A 14,191-nucleotide genomic window follows, 5' to 3' on the forward strand; every position below is an offset into this window, starting at 1 on the left:
GTCGCGGCGATGAGCCCGCGGCCTGTTTTTCGGGGGTGGGGTACGCCGACCAGAAAGGGCGGCATCGGCGGAGTCTAGGCGAGTCCGCATCGATGGAACAACGCCCAGCATGGCACCGCGGTTCCTGGTCCGGCGAGACTCCGCGCCGTCACGTTCCCGTCACCGCGCCCTCGCGGCGGCCTCAGCTCCCGAACAGCCCCTGTTGTCCCGTCGCCCCCGGCTTCGCGGGGCCTCCGGGCGGCGCGGCCTGCGGCGGAACCAGTCCGAGGTGGGCCCAGGCGGCGGGGGTGGCGACGCGGCCCCGGGGCGTGCGGGCCAGCAGCCCTTCCCGTACGAGGAAGGGTTCGGCGACCTCCTCGACGGTCTCGCGCTCCTCCCCCACCGCGACGGCGAGGGTCGACAGGCCGACCGGTCCGCCGCCGAAGAGCTTCAGGAGGGCTTCCAGGACGGCCCTGTCGAGGCGGTCGAGGCCGCGGCTGTCGACCTCGTAGACGCGGAGGGCGGCCGCGGCGATCTCGCGGGTGATCCGGCCGTCCGCCCTGACCTGGGCGTAGTCGCGGACCCTGCGCAGCAGACGGTTGGCGATACGGGGGGTGCCACGGGAGCGGCCGGCGATCTCGGCGGCTCCGTCGGGGTCGATCTCGACGTCGAGGAGACCGGCGGAGCGGTGGATCACCCGCTGGAGTTCGGCCGGGTCGTAGAACTCCATGTGGGCGGTGAAGCCGAAGCGGTCGCGCAGCGGGGGCGGCAGGAGGCCGGCCCGGGTGGTGGCGCCGACCAGGGTGAAGGGCGGGAGTTCCAGCGGGATGGCGGTGGCTCCGGGGCCCTTGCCGACGATGACGTCGACACGGAAGTCCTCCATCGCCATGTAGAGCATCTCCTCGGCGGGCCGGGACATCCGGTGGATCTCGTCGAGGAAGAGGATCTCGCCCTCCTGGAGGGAGGAGAGGATCGCGGCGAGGTCGCCGGCGTGCTGGATGGCGGGGCCGGAGGTGATGCGGATGGGCGCGTTCATCTCCGCCGCGATGATCATCGACAGGGTGGTCTTGCCGAGGCCGGGGGCGCCGGAGAGCAGGACGTGGTCGGCGGTGGCACCACGCTGGCGGGCGGCCTTGAGCACCAGGTCGAGCTGCTGGCGGACCTTCTCCTGGCCGACGAACTCGGCGAGGTCCTTGGGGCGCAGGGCCGCCTCGACGGCCTGGTCGTCCCCCTCGGCGGCGGCGCCGACGATCCGCTCCTCTGCGGCGGGTGCCGTCTCGTCGTCCCAGTTCACGGTGGAGTCTGCCTTCTTGTTCGTACGGTGCGGGCGGCGGGGCCCGGCGGGGTCAGCGGGCGCGGTTCAGGGTCTGCAGGGCGGCGCGGAGCAGCTGCGGTACGGGCACGGAGCCGGTCTCGGCGAGGGCGGCCTCGGCCTGCGGGGTGACGGCGCCGACCGCCTCCTCGGCCTCGCGGCCGGCGTAGCCCAGGCCGATGAGGGCGGAGTGGAGCTGCTCGGTCCACGGGGCGGGTCCGGTGGCGGCGGCGCGCTGGGCGCCGACGAGGCCGCTGGTGCCCAGGGGCCGGCCGAGCTTGTCCTTCAGTTCGAGGAGGAGTTTCTGCGCGCCCTTCTTGCCGATGCCGGGGACGGCGGTGAGCGCCTTCTCGTCGCCGGTGGAGACGGCGAGGCGCAGCGCGTCGGGGCTGTGCACGCCGAGCATGGCCTGGGCGAGCCGGGGGCCGACGCCGCTGGCGGTCTGGAGGATCTCGAAGACCTGCCGCTCGTCGTCGTCGGCGAAGCCGTAGAGGGTGAGGGAGTCCTCCCGTACGACGAGGGTGGTGGCGAGCCGGGCCTGCTCGCCGACGCGGAGCCCCGCGAGGGTGGTGGGGGTGCACTGGACGGCCATGCCGACCCCGCCGACCTCGATGACGGCGGTGGTGGGGGCGAGGGCGGCGACCGGGCCGCTGACGAAGGCGATCATGACGTGCGGCCTTTCGATGCGTGCAGGGCGACGGCCTGCTGGAGGCGGTTCTGGGCGGGCGCCCGCCAGATGTGACAGATGGCGAGGGCGAGGGCGTCGGCGGCGTCGGCGGGCTTCGGCGGGGCCGCGAGGCGCAGCAGCCGGGTCACCATGGCGCCGACCTGGTCCTTGTCGGCCCGGCCGCTGCCGGTGACGGCGGCCTTGACCTCGCTCGGGGTGTGCAGGGCGACGGGGATGCCGCGCCGGGAGGCGCAGAGCATGGCGACCGCGCTGGCCTGGGCGGTGCCCATCACCGTACGGACGTTGTGCTGGCTGAACACCCGCTCGACGGCGACGAGTTCGGGTGAGTAGCGGTCGAGCCACTCCTCGATGCCGCGCTCGATGCCGACGAGGCGCAGGCCGATGTCCGCGTCGGCGGCGGTGCGGACGACGCCGACACCGAGCATGGTGAGCGGCCGTCCGGCCGCGCCTTCGACCACGCCGACGCCGCACCGGGTCAGTCCCGGGTCCACCCCCAGCACCCGCATGGCGCCCCTCCCTCGACCGCTCTCGCTCATCTGTTTGTGCAGGCTATCGGCTGCCTGTGACAACGCAGCGGGCCGACGGGGGGTGTGTCCCCCGCCGGCCCGCTGCCGAAGGCTCGCGATCAGGCGTCGACCTTCGCCATGACCTCGTCGCTGACGTCGAAGTTCGCGAAGACGTTCTGCACGTCGTCGCTGTCCTCCAGGGCGTCGATCAGCTTGAACATCTTGCGCGCGCCCTCCTCGTCGAGCTCGACCTGCATGGTCGGGACGAAGCTGGAGTCGGCCGAGTCGTAGTCGATGCCGGCCTCCTGGAGCGCGGAGCGGACCGCGACCAGGTCGGTGGCCTCACTGATGATCTCGAAGCTCTCGCCGAGGTCGTTGACCTCCTCGGCGCCCGCCTCGAGCACGACCTCCAGGACGTCGTCCTCGGTCAGCTCACCCTTGGGCAGGACGACGACGCCCTTGCGGTTGAACAGGTACGAGACCGAGCCCGGGTCCGCCATGGAGCCGCCGTTGCGGGTCATGGCGACGCGGACGTCGGAGGCGGCGCGGTTGCGGTTGTCGGTGAGGCACTCGATGAGCACCGCGACCCCGTTCGGGCCGTAACCCTCGTACATGATCGTGGCGTAGTCGACGCCGCCGGCCTCCAGGCCGCCGCCGCGCTTGACCGCGGAGTCGATGTTCTTGTTCGGGACCGACGACTTCTTGGCCTTCTGAATGGCGTCGAAAAGGGTCGGGTTGCCGTCCGGGTCGGCGCCGCCGGTGCGGGCGGCGACCTCGATGTTCTTGATCAGCTTCGCGAAGAGCTTGCCGCGCTTGGCGTCGATCACGGCCTTCTTGTGCTTCGTCGTAGCCCATTTAGAGTGGCCGGACATCTGCCTGTCTCCTTCGCGTAACCCATTCCTGAACGAACCCGAGAGATCCTACCGGGATCACGTCACCGTTCGGCGCGCACCATGTCCACGAACAGGGAGTGGACGCGGTGGTCGCCGGTGAGCTCCGGGTGGAAGGAGGTCGCGAGGGCGCGGCCCTGCCGGACGGCGACGATGTGGCCGTCGTGCTCGGCGAGGACCTCCACCTCGGCTCCGACGGACTCGACCCACGGCGCGCGGATGAAGACGCCCTCGACGGGACCATCGATCCCGTCGACGGTGACTCCGGCCTCGAAGGACTCGTTCTGCCGCCCGAAGGCGTTGCGGCGGACGATCATGTCGATGCCGCCGAAGGTCTCCTGGCCCGAGCGCGGGTCGAGGATCTTGTCGGCGAGCATGATCAGGCCGGCGCAGGTGCCGTAGACCGGGAGGCCCGCGGCGATGCGCTCGCGCAGGGGCTCCATCAGACCGAACAGCGCGGCGAGCTTGGAGATGGTGGTGGATTCGCCGCCGGGTATGACGAGGCCGTCGACCTCGGCGAGCTCTTCGGGGCGCCTCACCGGCCTGGCCACGGCATCGGCCGCGGCCAGGGCGATCAGGTGCTCCCGTACGTCGCCCTGGAGCGCCAGGACACCGATCACGGGAGTGTTCATCGGTGCTTACCAGCCCCGGTTGGCGTAGCGCTCGGACTCGGGCAGCGTGTCGCAGTTGATGCCGACCATGGCCTCGCCCAGGTTGCGGGAGGCGTCCGCGATGACCTTCGGGTCGTCGTAGAAGGTGGTGGCCTTCACGATGGCGGCGGCGCGCTTGGCCGGGTCGCCCGACTTGAAGATGCCGGAGCCGACGAAGACGCCCTCGGCGCCGAGCTGGCGCATGAGCGCGGCGTCGGCCGGGGTGGCGACGCCACCGGCGGAGAAGAGGACGACGGGCAGCTTGCCGAGCTCGGCGACCTCCTTGACGAGCTCGTACGGGGCGCGCAGCTCCTTGGCGGCGGCGAACAGCTCGTTGTTGTCGAAGCCGCGCAGCTTGGCGATCTCGTTCTTGATCTGGCGCAGGTGGCGGACGGCCTCGACGACGTTGCCGGTGCCGGCCTCGCCCTTGGAGCGGATCATGGCCGCGCCCTCGGCGATGCGGCGCAGGGCCTCGCCCAGGTTGGTGGCGCCACAGACGAAGGGGGTGGTGAAGGCCCACTTGTCGGAGTGGTTGACCTCGTCGGCCGGGGTGAGGACCTCGGACTCGTCGATGTAGTCGACACCGAGGGACTGCAGGACCTGGGCCTCGACGAAGTGGCCGATGCGGGACTTCGCCATGACCGGGATGGAGACCGCGCCGATGATCTCTTCGATCATGTTCGGGTCGGACATGCGGGCGACGCCGCCGTCCTTGCGGATGTCCGCGGGGACGCGCTCCAGGGCCATGACGGCCACGGCGCCGGCGTCCTCGGCGATCTTCGCCTGCTCGGCGTTGACCACGTCCATGATCACGCCGCCCTTGAGCTGCTCGGCCATGCCGCGCTTGACGCGCGCGGTGCCGGTCTCGGGAGACTGAGGGGTGGTGGAAGGCGTGGTGGACACGGGTACCTCACTCGTGACAACGGGGGTGACGACACCACCGAGGAAACAGGCCACCGGTGGTCCCCAGCAAGGGCCAATGTGGACCCGGTGGATCGTTTTCGCAGGCCCAGGGGGTCAGGCCGGACGATCGGCAAGGGCCACCGGGGGCTCGTCGTCCATTTCGAAGGCGAGTGGGAACGGAGCGTGACCGGCCAGCCGGAACCAGCGCACGGTGCGGTGGCGGCGCAGGGCGCGGGCGGCGCGGACGGCGTCGTTGTGGAAGCGGCGGGCCATGGGCACCCGGCGGACGGCGGCGGCCAGCTCGTTCGCCGTCTCGTCGCCGCCGGGCGCCGCGCGGACGACCTCGACCTGCTCGGGCTCGCCGAAGACGGCCCGCAGGGCCTGGCTGAGTTCGCTCTCGGCGACCTCGCGCTGATCCTCCTGGGCCTGCCGGGCGGCGTGCGCGGCCTCGTACAGCACGAGGGAGGCGGCCGGGTCGAGGACGCCGGAGGTGGCCAGTTCCTGGGTGACCGAGGCGCGGCGGAGCAGCTGGGCGTCGAGGGCGGCCCGGGCGGCGTCGATACGGGTGTGCAGCCGGTCGAGCCGCCCGGCGGTCCAGCTCAGGTAGACACCGACGACGATCAGCGCGACGACGGTCCAGATCAGGGTTTCGGTCACGGGCGCACAGGCTACCGGGGCGGCGGCAGGACCCCCTCCCAGTGGTCGTGGTCGTGGGCGAAGAGGACACGGGCGGGCCGCCCGGCGGCGAGTTCGGCGAGCCGGTCGAGCCAGGGGCGGTACGGGGTGCCGAACTCGTGCGCGAAGTCGTACGCCTGCCCGGCGAGGACGGTCACGCGGTCGCCGTGGTCGAGCAACAGCGACTGGTGGCCCTCGGTGTGGCCGGGGGTGGGCACGATCCGGACGCCGGGCGCGATCTCGTGCTCGCCGTCCAGCTCCTCGTACCGGACGCCGGTCAGGAGCGTGTCGATGGTGTACCCGCCGGCGCGGGCGGTGGCGAGTTCGGTGCGCTGGACCAGGACGGGTGTCGTGGGGAAGAGCTGGTTGCCGCCGATGTGGTCGAAGTGGAGGTGGCAGTTGACCACGAGGTCGACGTCCTCCGGTCCGACGGGCAGCGGCCGGCGGACCGGCCGGTAGTGGGCGTCCGCCTCGGGCGAGCCCTCGCCCATGCCCGTGTCGAAGAGGAGGCCGCCGCCCGGGTGGCGGACGAGATAGGCGAGGGAGGGCTCAACGCGCGCGTGGGGCCCTCCCCATTCGTCGGCGGGCCGGGTGAAGTGACCGAGGTCGAGCCGGGTGATCGAAAGCATGGGGCGAGCCTGCCCCGCGGGGCGCCGGAGCATCCGGGGGCGCGGAGTCCAGCCGGGGGGCATCGTCACGGACCGGGGGCGGGCGTGCGGCCCGGGGGCGGGGGCCGGTGTCGTACCGGGCCCGCCACGGGCCACCGCCCCGCGGCCGGTGCCGTCACAGGCCCAGCCGCGCCCGCAGTCCGCCCGCCCGTTCGTCGGTGTCCACCGCAGCGGCGCCGTCCGTCACCGTCTCGTAGACGGCGAGGATGTCCGCGCCCACCGTGGCCCAGTCGAAGCGGCGCACGTGGGAGGAGCCGCGCAGGCTCAGTTCGGTCCGGCGGGCCTCGTCGCCCAGGAGGCGGACGGCCGCGTCGGCGAGCGCGTCCGCGTCCTCGTTGGCGAACAGTTCGCCCGCCGCCCCCTGGTCGAGGACCTGCGTGAAGGCGTCCAGGTCGGAGGCGAGGACCGGCGCCCCGGCCGACATCGCCTCGACGAGGATGATGCCGAAGCTCTCCCCGCCGGTGTTGGGCGCCACGTACACGTCCACGCTGCGCAGCAGCCGCGCCTTGTCCTCGTCGCTGACCATGCCGAGGAACTCCACCCGGGAGCGCATCTCGGCGGGCAGCGAGGCGACGGCCTCCTCCTCGTCACCGCGTCCCGCCACCAGCAGCCGGGCCTCCGGGCACGCGGCGAGGATGCGCGGCAGGGCCCGCATGAGAACCGGCAGGCCCTTGCGGGGTTCGTCGATGCGGCCGATGAATCCGAGCGTGCCGCCCTGCCACTCCTTCTTCGGCTCGGCGCGGGCGAAGAAGTCCACGTCGACGCCGTTCGGGATGAGGACCGCGTCGCCGCCGAGGTGCTCGACGAGCGTCCGGCGGGCGTACTCGCTGACGGCGATCCGGGCGCTGATCTTCTCCAGGGCGGGCTGGAGGATCGGGTAGGCGGCGATCATCGCCCGCGAGCGCGGGTTGGACGTGTGGAAGGTGGCGACGATCGGCCCCTGCGCCGCCCAGCAGGTGAGCAGGCCGAGCGAGGGCGAGGTCGGCTCGTGGATGTGGACGACGTCGAAGGTGCCGTCGTGGAGCCAGCGCCGTACCCGCGCCGCCGAGAGGAAGCCGAAGTTGAGCCGGGCCACGGAGCCGTTGTACGGCACGGGGACGGCCCGGCCGGCGGAGACGACGTACGGCGGCAGCGGGGTGTCGTCGTCGGCGGGGGCGAGGACGGAGACCTCGTGGCCGAGCCGGATGAGGTGCTCGGCGAGGTCGCGGATGTGGAACTGGACGCCGCCGGGGACGTCCCAGGAGTACGGGCAGACGATGCCGATCTTCACGGTCTGCGGCCCTTCCCGCGCTCGTCCAGGTCCGCGGGCCACAGTCGTTGCAGCATGTGCCAGTCCTCCGGGTGATCCGCGATGCCTTCGGCGAAGGCGTCGGCCAGCGCCTGTGTCATCACGGACGTCTTCTCGGCCCGGGTGCCTGACTCGGGGACCTCGATGGGCGCGTGGATGCGCCCCTTCATGACCGGGGTGTCGTCGTACCAGAGCGTCGCCGGCAGGAGCAGCGCGCCGGTCTGCTGGGCGAGCATGGCGGGGCCGCCGGGCATACGGGCGCGCTCTCCGAAGAAGGTCACCTCGCTGCCGGAGGACGACAGGTCACGGTCGGCCACCAGGCAGACCAGACCGCCGGCCCGCAGGCGCCGGGCGAGGGTGCCGAAGGCGGCGCCGCCGGTGTGCGGTACGACCTCCATGCCGAGGGACTCGCGGTAGGCGACGAAGCGGTCGTAGAGCGACTCGGGCCGCAGCCGCTCGGCGACGGTGGTGAAGGGCACGCCGAGCGCGCGGGTGGCCCACACGCCGGCGAGGTCCCAGTTGGCCAGGTGCGGCAGGGCGAGGACGACACCGCGCCCGGAGGCGAGTGTCTCCGTCATGAGGTGGATGTCCTTGATGGAGACGCTGCTCGCTACGCGCTCGGTGCTCCAGGTCGGCAGCCGGAAGGACTCCATCCAGTAGCGCATGTACGAGCGCATGCCGGCCTTCGACAGCGCGGCGAGGCGCTCGGGGGTGGCGTCCGGCACCACGCGCGCGAGGTTGGCCTCCAGGCGGAGCACACTCGCACCGCGCCGCTTCCAGGCGGTGTCGGCGATCCGCCGGCCGAGGCCCGCGGCCACCGGTTCGGGCAGCTTCTTCACGGTGGACCAGCCCAGCCCGTACAGGCCGTCGGTCAACCGGTCCTTCAGCACGCTCATGACGCCGTCCCACCCCCCGGGGCCGCGGCGTCCGCCTCGGCCGCTTCGCGCCGTACCGTCACGACCCGCTGTCCGAGGGTCACCGCGCTGCCGACGGCCACGATCCACAGCGCGATCGGGAGCAGCACGTCGACGCCGGGCACGCCGAAGGCGTGCAGCCCGGCGAGACCGGCGGCGACCAGCGAGATCACGAGCCGCTCGGCACGCTCGACCAGGCCGTTGACCGCGACCGGAAGGCCGATGGACTCGCCGCGCGCCTTGGTGTACGAGACCACCTGACCGCTGGCCAGGCAGAAGATCGACACGGCGCACAGCACGTTGTCGTCACCGCGGCCCGCGTACCAGAGCGCGAAGCCGCCGAAGATCGCCCCGTCCGCGACGCGGTCGAGCGTCGAGTCGAGGAAGGCGCCCCAGCGGCTGGAGATCCCCGCCTGCCGGGCCATGTTGCCGTCGACCAGGTCGGAGAAGACGAAGAGCGTGATGACGATCGTGCCCCAGAAGAATTCGCCCCTGGGGAAGAAGACCAGCGCGCCGGCCATCACTCCCGCGGTGCCGATGAGCGTCACGGCGTCCGGGCTGACGCCCCGGCGGAGCAGAAACGCGGCGAACGGTGTGAGGACACGCGTAAAAAACGCACGCGCGTACTTGTTCAGCATGGCCTTCCCGAGGTTCGGTGGGCCGCGCGGCCCCAATGACCACCGGCTCACCCATCGTAGCCACGCGGTCGGCGCCGCACCGGAGCGCACCCGCCCCGCCGCGTCGGCGTCCCCCGGGAGCACGCGCGTGGAGGCCGGTCCCGGGGCACGCGCGCCGGGACGGATGGACGCCTCCCGGTGTCGGTGCCAAGCTCGAAGGACCACCGCGGGCACCGCCGGAGCCGCTCCGCGTGACGCCACTCCCCCTGCGCCCGCGCCCCACCTCACCGTGCGTCGCACGCAGTCGGGAGGAACACCATGGGCGACAAGGCGAACACCCCCGCCGGAGCCGCCGGAGGGGCTCCGGCGGCCGACCGGCCCGCCGCGGTACGGAACGTGGTGCTGGTCGGCCACAGCGGATCGGGCAAGACGACCCTGGTCGAGGCGCTGGCGCAGGCGGCCGGGGCGGTCGGCCGGGCGGGCCGGGTCGAGGACGGGGCGACGGTCTCCGACTACGACGACATCGAGCACCGGCAGCAGCGTTCCGTACAGCTCTCGCTGGTGCCGGTCGCGTGGGACGGGTTCAAGGTCAATCTCCTGGACACCCCGGGGTACGCCGATTTCGTCGGGGAGCTGCGGGCCGGTCTGCGCGCGGCGGACGCGGCCCTCTTCGTCGTCTCGGCCGCCCAGGAGGCCGACGCGATCGCCGCCTCCACCCGGATGGTGTGGGAGGAGTGCGCCGCCGTCGGCATGCCGCGGGCCGTCGTCGTCACCCACCTGGACACGGCCCGTACGGACTTCACCGAGCTCACCGCCGTCTGCGCGGATCTCTTCGGGCGCGACGACCCCGACGCGGTGCTGCCGCTGTACCTGCCGGTGCGCGGCACGGAGGGGGCCGACGGTCACGCGCCGGTGACCGGCCTCGTCGGCCTGCTCACCGAGCGGATCCTCGACTACTCCACGGGCACCCGCCGCGAGGAGGTCCCGGACGGAGCGCAGCGGGAGCTCATCGCCGAGGCCCGGGGGCGGCTCATCGAGGGAATCATCGCGGAGAGCGAGGACGAGACCCTCATGGACCGCTATCTCGGCGGTGAGGAGATCGACGTCGGGACACTGATCGACGATCTGGAGAAGGCCGTGGCCCGGGGCACGTTCCACCCGGTGCTGGCGGCCGCGCCGGCCGCCGGCGGCGGCGCGCAGGGCCTGGGTACCGTGGAGCTCCTGGAGCTGATCACCCGCGGCTTCCCCTCCCCCCTGGAGCACGAGCCGGTGGCCGTGACCACGCCCGACGGACAGCCGCGGCCCCCGCTCGCCTGCGATCCGGACGGGCCGCTCGTGGCCGAGGTCGTCAAGACGGCCGCCGACCCGTACGTGGGCCGGCTCTCCCTGGTGCGGGTCTTCTCCGGCACCCTGCGTCCGGACCTGACGGTGCACGTCTCGGGCCACGGGCTCGCCGACCGGGGACACGAGGACCACGACGTGGACGAACGCGTCGGTGGGCTGACCTCGCCGTTCGGGAAGCAGCAGCGGCCGGTCCCGTACTGCGTCGCCGGTGACCTGGCCTGCGTCGCCCGGCTCGGGCGGGCCGAGACCGGCGACACGATCTCCGCCAGGGAGGACCCGCTCCTGATGGAGCCCTGGAGCATGCCGGAGCCGCTGCTGCCGCTGGCCGTCGAGGCGCACGGCAAGGCCGACGAGGACCGTCTCTCCCAGGGCCTGGCCCGGCTGGTCGCCGAGGACCCGACCCTGCGGCTCGAGCACAACCAGGACACCCGGCAGGTGGTGCTGTGGTGCCTGGGCGAGGCCCACCAGGACGTGGTCCTGGAGCGGCTGCGCGGCCGCTACGGGGTGCGCGTGGACGCCGTGCCGTACAAGGTGCCGCTGCGGGAGACCTTCGGCGGGCCGGCGGCGGGCCGGGGCCGGCACGTGAAGCAGTCCGGCGGTCACGGCCAGTTCGCCGTCTGCGAGATCGAGGTGGAACCGCTGCCGCCGGGCAGCGGCGTCGAGTTCGTCGACAAGGTGGCGGGCGGGGCGGTGCCGCGCCCGTTCGTGGCCTCCGTGGAGAAGGGCGTACGGGCACAGGCCGCGCGCGGCGTGTCGGCGGGGTGCCCGCTGGTGGACGTCCGGGTCACCCTGCGGGACGGCAAGGCGCACTCGGTGGACTCCTCGGACGCCGCCTTCCAGACGGCCGGGGCGCTCGCGCTCCGCGAGGCCGCCACGGGGGCCACCGTCCACCTCCTCGAACCGGTGGCCGAGGTCCGTGTGATGGTGCCCGACGAGTACGTGGGCCCGGTGATGAGCGACCTGTCCGGGCGGCGCGGGCGGGTCGTCGGAACCGAACAGGCGGGCCCGGGCCGCACGGTGGTGCGGGCGGAGGTGCCCGAGATCGAGATCGGCCGGTACGCGATCGATCTGCGGTCCCTCTCGCACGGCACCGGCCGGTTCGACCGCGCCTACGCCCGGCACGAGCCGATGCCCTCCCAGCTGGCCGAGAAGGTGCGCCGACAGGCCGGTGGCAACAGCTCCCTGACGGGCTGACAGGCGGCGCCGTCCGCCCCGCCGCGACGGGGCGGACGGCATTCGGTCGCCGTTTTCCACAGGCGGTGACGCATCCGCCGGTCCCCGGTTACGCTGTGGTGCCCAGCTCGGAAGGTGTGCGGGGCGCGGCAGTGGGGAACAGCCCGCACAGGGCAGTCGCGGCGATGGGGGCGGAAGTGGCGATCGACGGTTTCGGACCCGGGGCTCAGATCCCTCTCCAGGGGTCGGAGGGACGGACGGGCGCGACCCATGCCCTCGCCTCCGCCGCGTACCGGGACAGCCCGCTCAAGACGATCCAGGAAGCCGACAACGAGCTCTACAAGACGGTCGTCAAGCCGGGCAAGTGGGAGAAGCTCTTCCGTCCCGACCTCGGCGAGGCCTTCTCCCGGGCCGTTCAGGTCCGCATGCTGGGCGGCGCCCGCAAGGCGCTCATCCAGTCCTTCGGCGCCGAGCCGCAGCCGGTCGTCGAGCACTGCCTGGCGGCCACCCATCTCCGTCGGCAGCGTGACGCCAAGCTGACGCTGATCACGTTCTTCTGCGGCATCCTGTTCCTGCCCGGCCTGCTGCTCTGGCTCGGCGTCGTCCAGCTGCGCAGGATCGCCGCGGGGTCGGAGAACAGGCGCACCGGAGCGCTGGGCACGGCCGTGCTCTGGGCGGCCGGCCTCTTCGGCGTGCTCGTCCTGGTCAAGCTGCCCTTCGACGGCTTCCTGACCAACTATCTGCGCGCCATGCTCGTGGCGCCGGTCGTGGGCTGGTTCCTGGCCCGCCGGATCTGCGAGCGGACGGCCGTGGACCTGCGGGAGCGCTGGACCGCCCTGCTCAGCGGCGGTGGCATCGGCCCGCACATCCCGAAGTCCGTCCCGACCGATCCGAACGAGAAGGGCGCCGAGGAACTCCGGAGGAATCTGGAGAAGCTCTCCGCCGAGCAGCAGTCGAACATCGTCTTCTACGCGGGGACCAAGGGCATCCTCGGCCTGGGCACCCGCTGGGGCAGCTGGACGCTCGCGGAGGAGCTGGTGCCCAAGGAGGGCAAGGAGATCCACCCCTTCCGCGCCTGGGACGTGGTGCGCAAGATCCACGAGCAGCTGACGCTCCTGGAGCGCGGTTCGCTGAAGACGGGCTTCCCGAAGCCGACGGTCAAGCACTGGATCGTCTCCCCGGTGGGCGAGGGCGCCGACGAGGTCGCCCGTCCCGAGGGCGACGACATCGTCCACTACCAGGTGAAGCCGCACGAGATACAGCGCATCTGCAACGACCAGCAGTTCGGCGCCGGCAACCGTCACTACCTGGGCGTGCAGTTCACCCTGTGGGACGGGAATCTGGTCCTGACGATGATGGTGACGGTGACCTCGCTCCTCCACACCCTGCGGATCGAGGTCACCGGCCACGCCCTCGGACCGGTCCACGGCCTGTTCACCACGAAGCCGAAGGCGAAGACGAAGGAGGTCTCCAAGACCGTCAGGTTCTGGGAGACGAAGGAGATCCAGCAGCCGCTGATGGAGGCCGACGAGGTCGTCCGGCTCGCGGTCCGCGCCCCGCTGACCTGGTATCCGCCGGTCCTCGACTTCCTCGGCGGGAAGATGGTCCTGCCCGAGCCCTTCGGCCTGCGGCACGTCTGGGCCGGCCCGCTGTGGAAGAACCGCTTCATGGCCGACGACGCCATCCGCATGGCCACGCCGGTGCTGCGGGCGGTCCACGCCGCGACGATCAAGGTGCTGGACGAGCACGGGGTGGACACGGAGCGCTTCACCAACCGCGCCCTGGTCCTCAGCGGCAGCGTGCAGGAGCCGGGCCCGAAGAAGGCCGACGTCTACGACGCGTGAGCGGGGTTCCCGGGGCGTCCACCGCCTGCCCCGGGGCCCGCGGGAGCCCGCCCCTCCCCGGGGCGAAGCCCCTGGTCAGACGCCCGCGGGCCAGGCGTCGGCCAGCATCTTGCGGGTGTCCGCGAGCAGCTGCGGGAGTACCTTCGTGTGCCCGACCACCGGCATGAAGTTGGTGTCGCCGCCCCAGCGCGGCACCACGTGCTGGTGCAGGTGGGCGGCGATGCCGGCGCCGGCGACGGACCCCTGGTTCATGCCGATGTTGAAGCCGTGCGCCCCGGACGCGGCCCGCAGCGCCACCATGGCGCGCTTGGTGAAGTCGGCGAGCTCCGCCGTCTCCGGCGCGTCGAGGTCCGTGTAGTCGGCGACGTGCCGGTACGGCACCACCATGAGGTGGCCACCGTTGTACGGGTACAGGTTGAGGACCGCGTAGACGCTCTCGCCGCGGGCGATGACCAGGCCGTCCTCGTCCGACTTCGACGGAATCACGCAGAACGGGCACCCGTCCTCGGCGCCCGGCCCGGTCGGCTTGTTCTCGCCCTGGATGTACGCCATCCGGTGAGGCGTCCACAGGCGCTGGAACGCGTCCTGCGTCCCGACTCCGATCTGCTGCTCCGGCTCAGTCGTCATGCTGTGCAGCATATTGCGTCGCCCGTTCGGAACGTGCCGCCGGGGCGGAAGATGCCCCCGCGGTCCCACGCCGGTCGCATGAACGCCGCGGGAAGGACGGAAGGCCCCCGGGG

At 72.5% G+C, this 14,191-nt stretch carries 14 protein-coding genes; 2 read left to right on the top strand and 12 right to left on the bottom strand.

All coding sequences use genetic code 11. From position 1 onward, the window contains the following. Window positions 1–181: 181 nt before the first annotated feature. The 11 genes from ruvB to pgsA form a co-directional block, all read right to left on the bottom strand. On the bottom strand, window positions 182–1,273 hold the full coding sequence (gene ruvB, locus ACFY60_RS17240) for a Holliday junction branch migration DNA helicase RuvB (RefSeq protein ID WP_388612892.1): 1,092 nt from the start codon (window positions 1,271–1,273) through the stop codon (window positions 182–184). A 52-nt stretch (window positions 1,274–1,325) separates the two neighbouring features. Further along, complete coding sequence (gene ruvA / locus ACFY60_RS17245) at window positions 1,326–1,958, bottom strand: Holliday junction branch migration protein RuvA (RefSeq protein WP_388612890.1); 633 nt, start codon at window positions 1,956–1,958, stop codon at window positions 1,326–1,328. Next, window positions 1,955–2,485: a crossover junction endodeoxyribonuclease RuvC gene (ruvC, locus tag ACFY60_RS17250; RefSeq protein ID WP_309053811.1), complete on the bottom strand. Its 531-nt coding sequence runs from the start codon at window positions 2,483–2,485 to the stop codon at window positions 1,955–1,957. The genes ruvA and ruvC overlap by 4 nt, the downstream gene beginning before the upstream one ends. 119 nt (window positions 2,486–2,604) lie before the next feature. Beyond that, window positions 2,605–3,357, bottom strand: a complete 753-nt coding sequence (locus ACFY60_RS17255) for a YebC/PmpR family DNA-binding transcriptional regulator (RefSeq protein WP_309053812.1) — start codon at window positions 3,355–3,357, stop codon at window positions 2,605–2,607. Between the two features lie 62 nt (window positions 3,358–3,419). Continuing rightward, a complete protein-coding gene (pdxT, locus tag ACFY60_RS17260; protein WP_388612888.1) occupies window positions 3,420–4,007 on the bottom strand; it encodes a pyridoxal 5'-phosphate synthase glutaminase subunit PdxT in 588 nt (195 codons plus the stop codon). A 6-nt stretch (window positions 4,008–4,013) separates the two neighbouring features. Then, on the bottom strand, window positions 4,014–4,928 hold the full coding sequence (pdxS, locus tag ACFY60_RS17265; RefSeq protein WP_309053814.1) for a pyridoxal 5'-phosphate synthase lyase subunit PdxS: 915 nt from the start codon (window positions 4,926–4,928) through the stop codon (window positions 4,014–4,016). 114 nt (window positions 4,929–5,042) lie between these two features. Continuing rightward, window positions 5,043–5,585 (bottom strand): hypothetical protein, encoded by a 543-nt coding sequence (locus ACFY60_RS17270; protein WP_388612886.1) that lies wholly within the window; start codon window positions 5,583–5,585, stop codon window positions 5,043–5,045. An 11-nt stretch (window positions 5,586–5,596) separates the two neighbouring features. Then, window positions 5,597–6,232: an N-acyl homoserine lactonase family protein gene (locus tag ACFY60_RS17275; protein ID WP_388612884.1), complete on the bottom strand. Its 636-nt coding sequence runs from the start codon at window positions 6,230–6,232 to the stop codon at window positions 5,597–5,599. Window positions 6,233–6,386: 154 nt separating this feature from the next. Further along, window positions 6,387–7,541 (bottom strand): glycosyltransferase family 4 protein, encoded by a 1,155-nt coding sequence (locus tag ACFY60_RS17280; protein ID WP_388612882.1) that lies wholly within the window; start codon window positions 7,539–7,541, stop codon window positions 6,387–6,389. Further along, window positions 7,538–8,455 (bottom strand): phosphatidylinositol mannoside acyltransferase, encoded by a 918-nt coding sequence (locus ACFY60_RS17285; RefSeq protein ID WP_388612880.1) that lies wholly within the window; start codon window positions 8,453–8,455, stop codon window positions 7,538–7,540. The genes ACFY60_RS17280 and ACFY60_RS17285 overlap by 4 nt, the downstream gene beginning before the upstream one ends. Continuing rightward, the gene (gene pgsA, locus ACFY60_RS17290) at window positions 8,452–9,111 is read right to left on the bottom strand and encodes a phosphatidylinositol phosphate synthase (protein ID WP_388612878.1); all 660 of its coding nucleotides are present in this window, start codon (window positions 9,109–9,111) and stop codon (window positions 8,452–8,454) included. The genes ACFY60_RS17285 and pgsA overlap by 4 nt, the downstream gene beginning before the upstream one ends. 297 nt (window positions 9,112–9,408) lie before the next feature. Here pgsA and ACFY60_RS17295 point away from each other — a divergent pair, with 297 nt between their 5' ends. Both ACFY60_RS17295 and ACFY60_RS17300 read left to right on the top strand, forming a co-directional pair. Next, window positions 9,409–11,628 (top strand): elongation factor G-like protein EF-G2, encoded by a 2,220-nt coding sequence (locus ACFY60_RS17295; protein WP_388612876.1) that lies wholly within the window; start codon window positions 9,409–9,411, stop codon window positions 11,626–11,628. A 164-nt stretch (window positions 11,629–11,792) separates the two neighbouring features. After that, window positions 11,793–13,451: a hypothetical protein gene (locus tag ACFY60_RS17300; RefSeq protein WP_388612874.1), complete on the top strand. Its 1,659-nt coding sequence runs from the start codon at window positions 11,793–11,795 to the stop codon at window positions 13,449–13,451. Window positions 13,452–13,526: 75 nt separating this feature from the next. Here ACFY60_RS17300 and ACFY60_RS17305 read toward each other — a convergent pair whose 3' ends face one another. Further along, on the bottom strand, window positions 13,527–14,090 hold the full coding sequence (locus ACFY60_RS17305; protein WP_388612872.1) for an HIT family protein: 564 nt from the start codon (window positions 14,088–14,090) through the stop codon (window positions 13,527–13,529). Window positions 14,091–14,191: the final 101 nt, after the last annotated feature.

It is taken from the genome of Streptomyces sp. NPDC012827 (assembly GCF_042900905.1).
Taxonomy (GTDB): Bacteria; Actinomycetota; Actinomycetes; order Streptomycetales; family Streptomycetaceae; genus Streptomyces; species Streptomyces gulbargensis.

Excerpts from the sequence above, each read along its gene's own strand:
- ruvA (WP_388612890.1), bottom strand. The coding sequence starts at position 1,958 with ATGATCGCCTTCGTCAGCGGCCCGGTCGCCGCCCTCGCCCCCACCACC.
- ruvC (WP_309053811.1), bottom strand. The coding sequence starts at position 2,485 with ATGCGGGTGCTGGGGGTGGACCCGGGACTGACCCGGTGCGGCGTCGGC.
- ACFY60_RS17255 (WP_309053812.1), bottom strand. The coding sequence starts at position 3,357 with ATGTCCGGCCACTCTAAATGGGCTACGACGAAGCACAAGAAGGCCGTG.
- pdxT (WP_388612888.1), bottom strand. The coding sequence starts at position 4,007 with ATGAACACTCCCGTGATCGGTGTCCTGGCGCTCCAGGGCGACGTACGG.
- ACFY60_RS17275 (WP_388612884.1), bottom strand. The coding sequence starts at position 6,232 with ATGCTTTCGATCACCCGGCTCGACCTCGGTCACTTCACCCGGCCCGCC.
- ACFY60_RS17285 (WP_388612880.1), bottom strand. The coding sequence starts at position 8,455 with ATGAGCGTGCTGAAGGACCGGTTGACCGACGGCCTGTACGGGCTGGGC.
- pgsA (WP_388612878.1), bottom strand. The coding sequence starts at position 9,111 with ATGCTGAACAAGTACGCGCGTGCGTTTTTTACGCGTGTCCTCACACCG.
- ACFY60_RS17295 (WP_388612876.1), top strand. The coding sequence starts at position 9,409 with ATGGGCGACAAGGCGAACACCCCCGCCGGAGCCGCCGGAGGGGCTCCG.
- ACFY60_RS17300 (WP_388612874.1), top strand. The coding sequence starts at position 11,793 with ATGGGGGCGGAAGTGGCGATCGACGGTTTCGGACCCGGGGCTCAGATC.
- ACFY60_RS17305 (WP_388612872.1), bottom strand. The coding sequence starts at position 14,090 with ATGCTGCACAGCATGACGACTGAGCCGGAGCAGCAGATCGGAGTCGGG.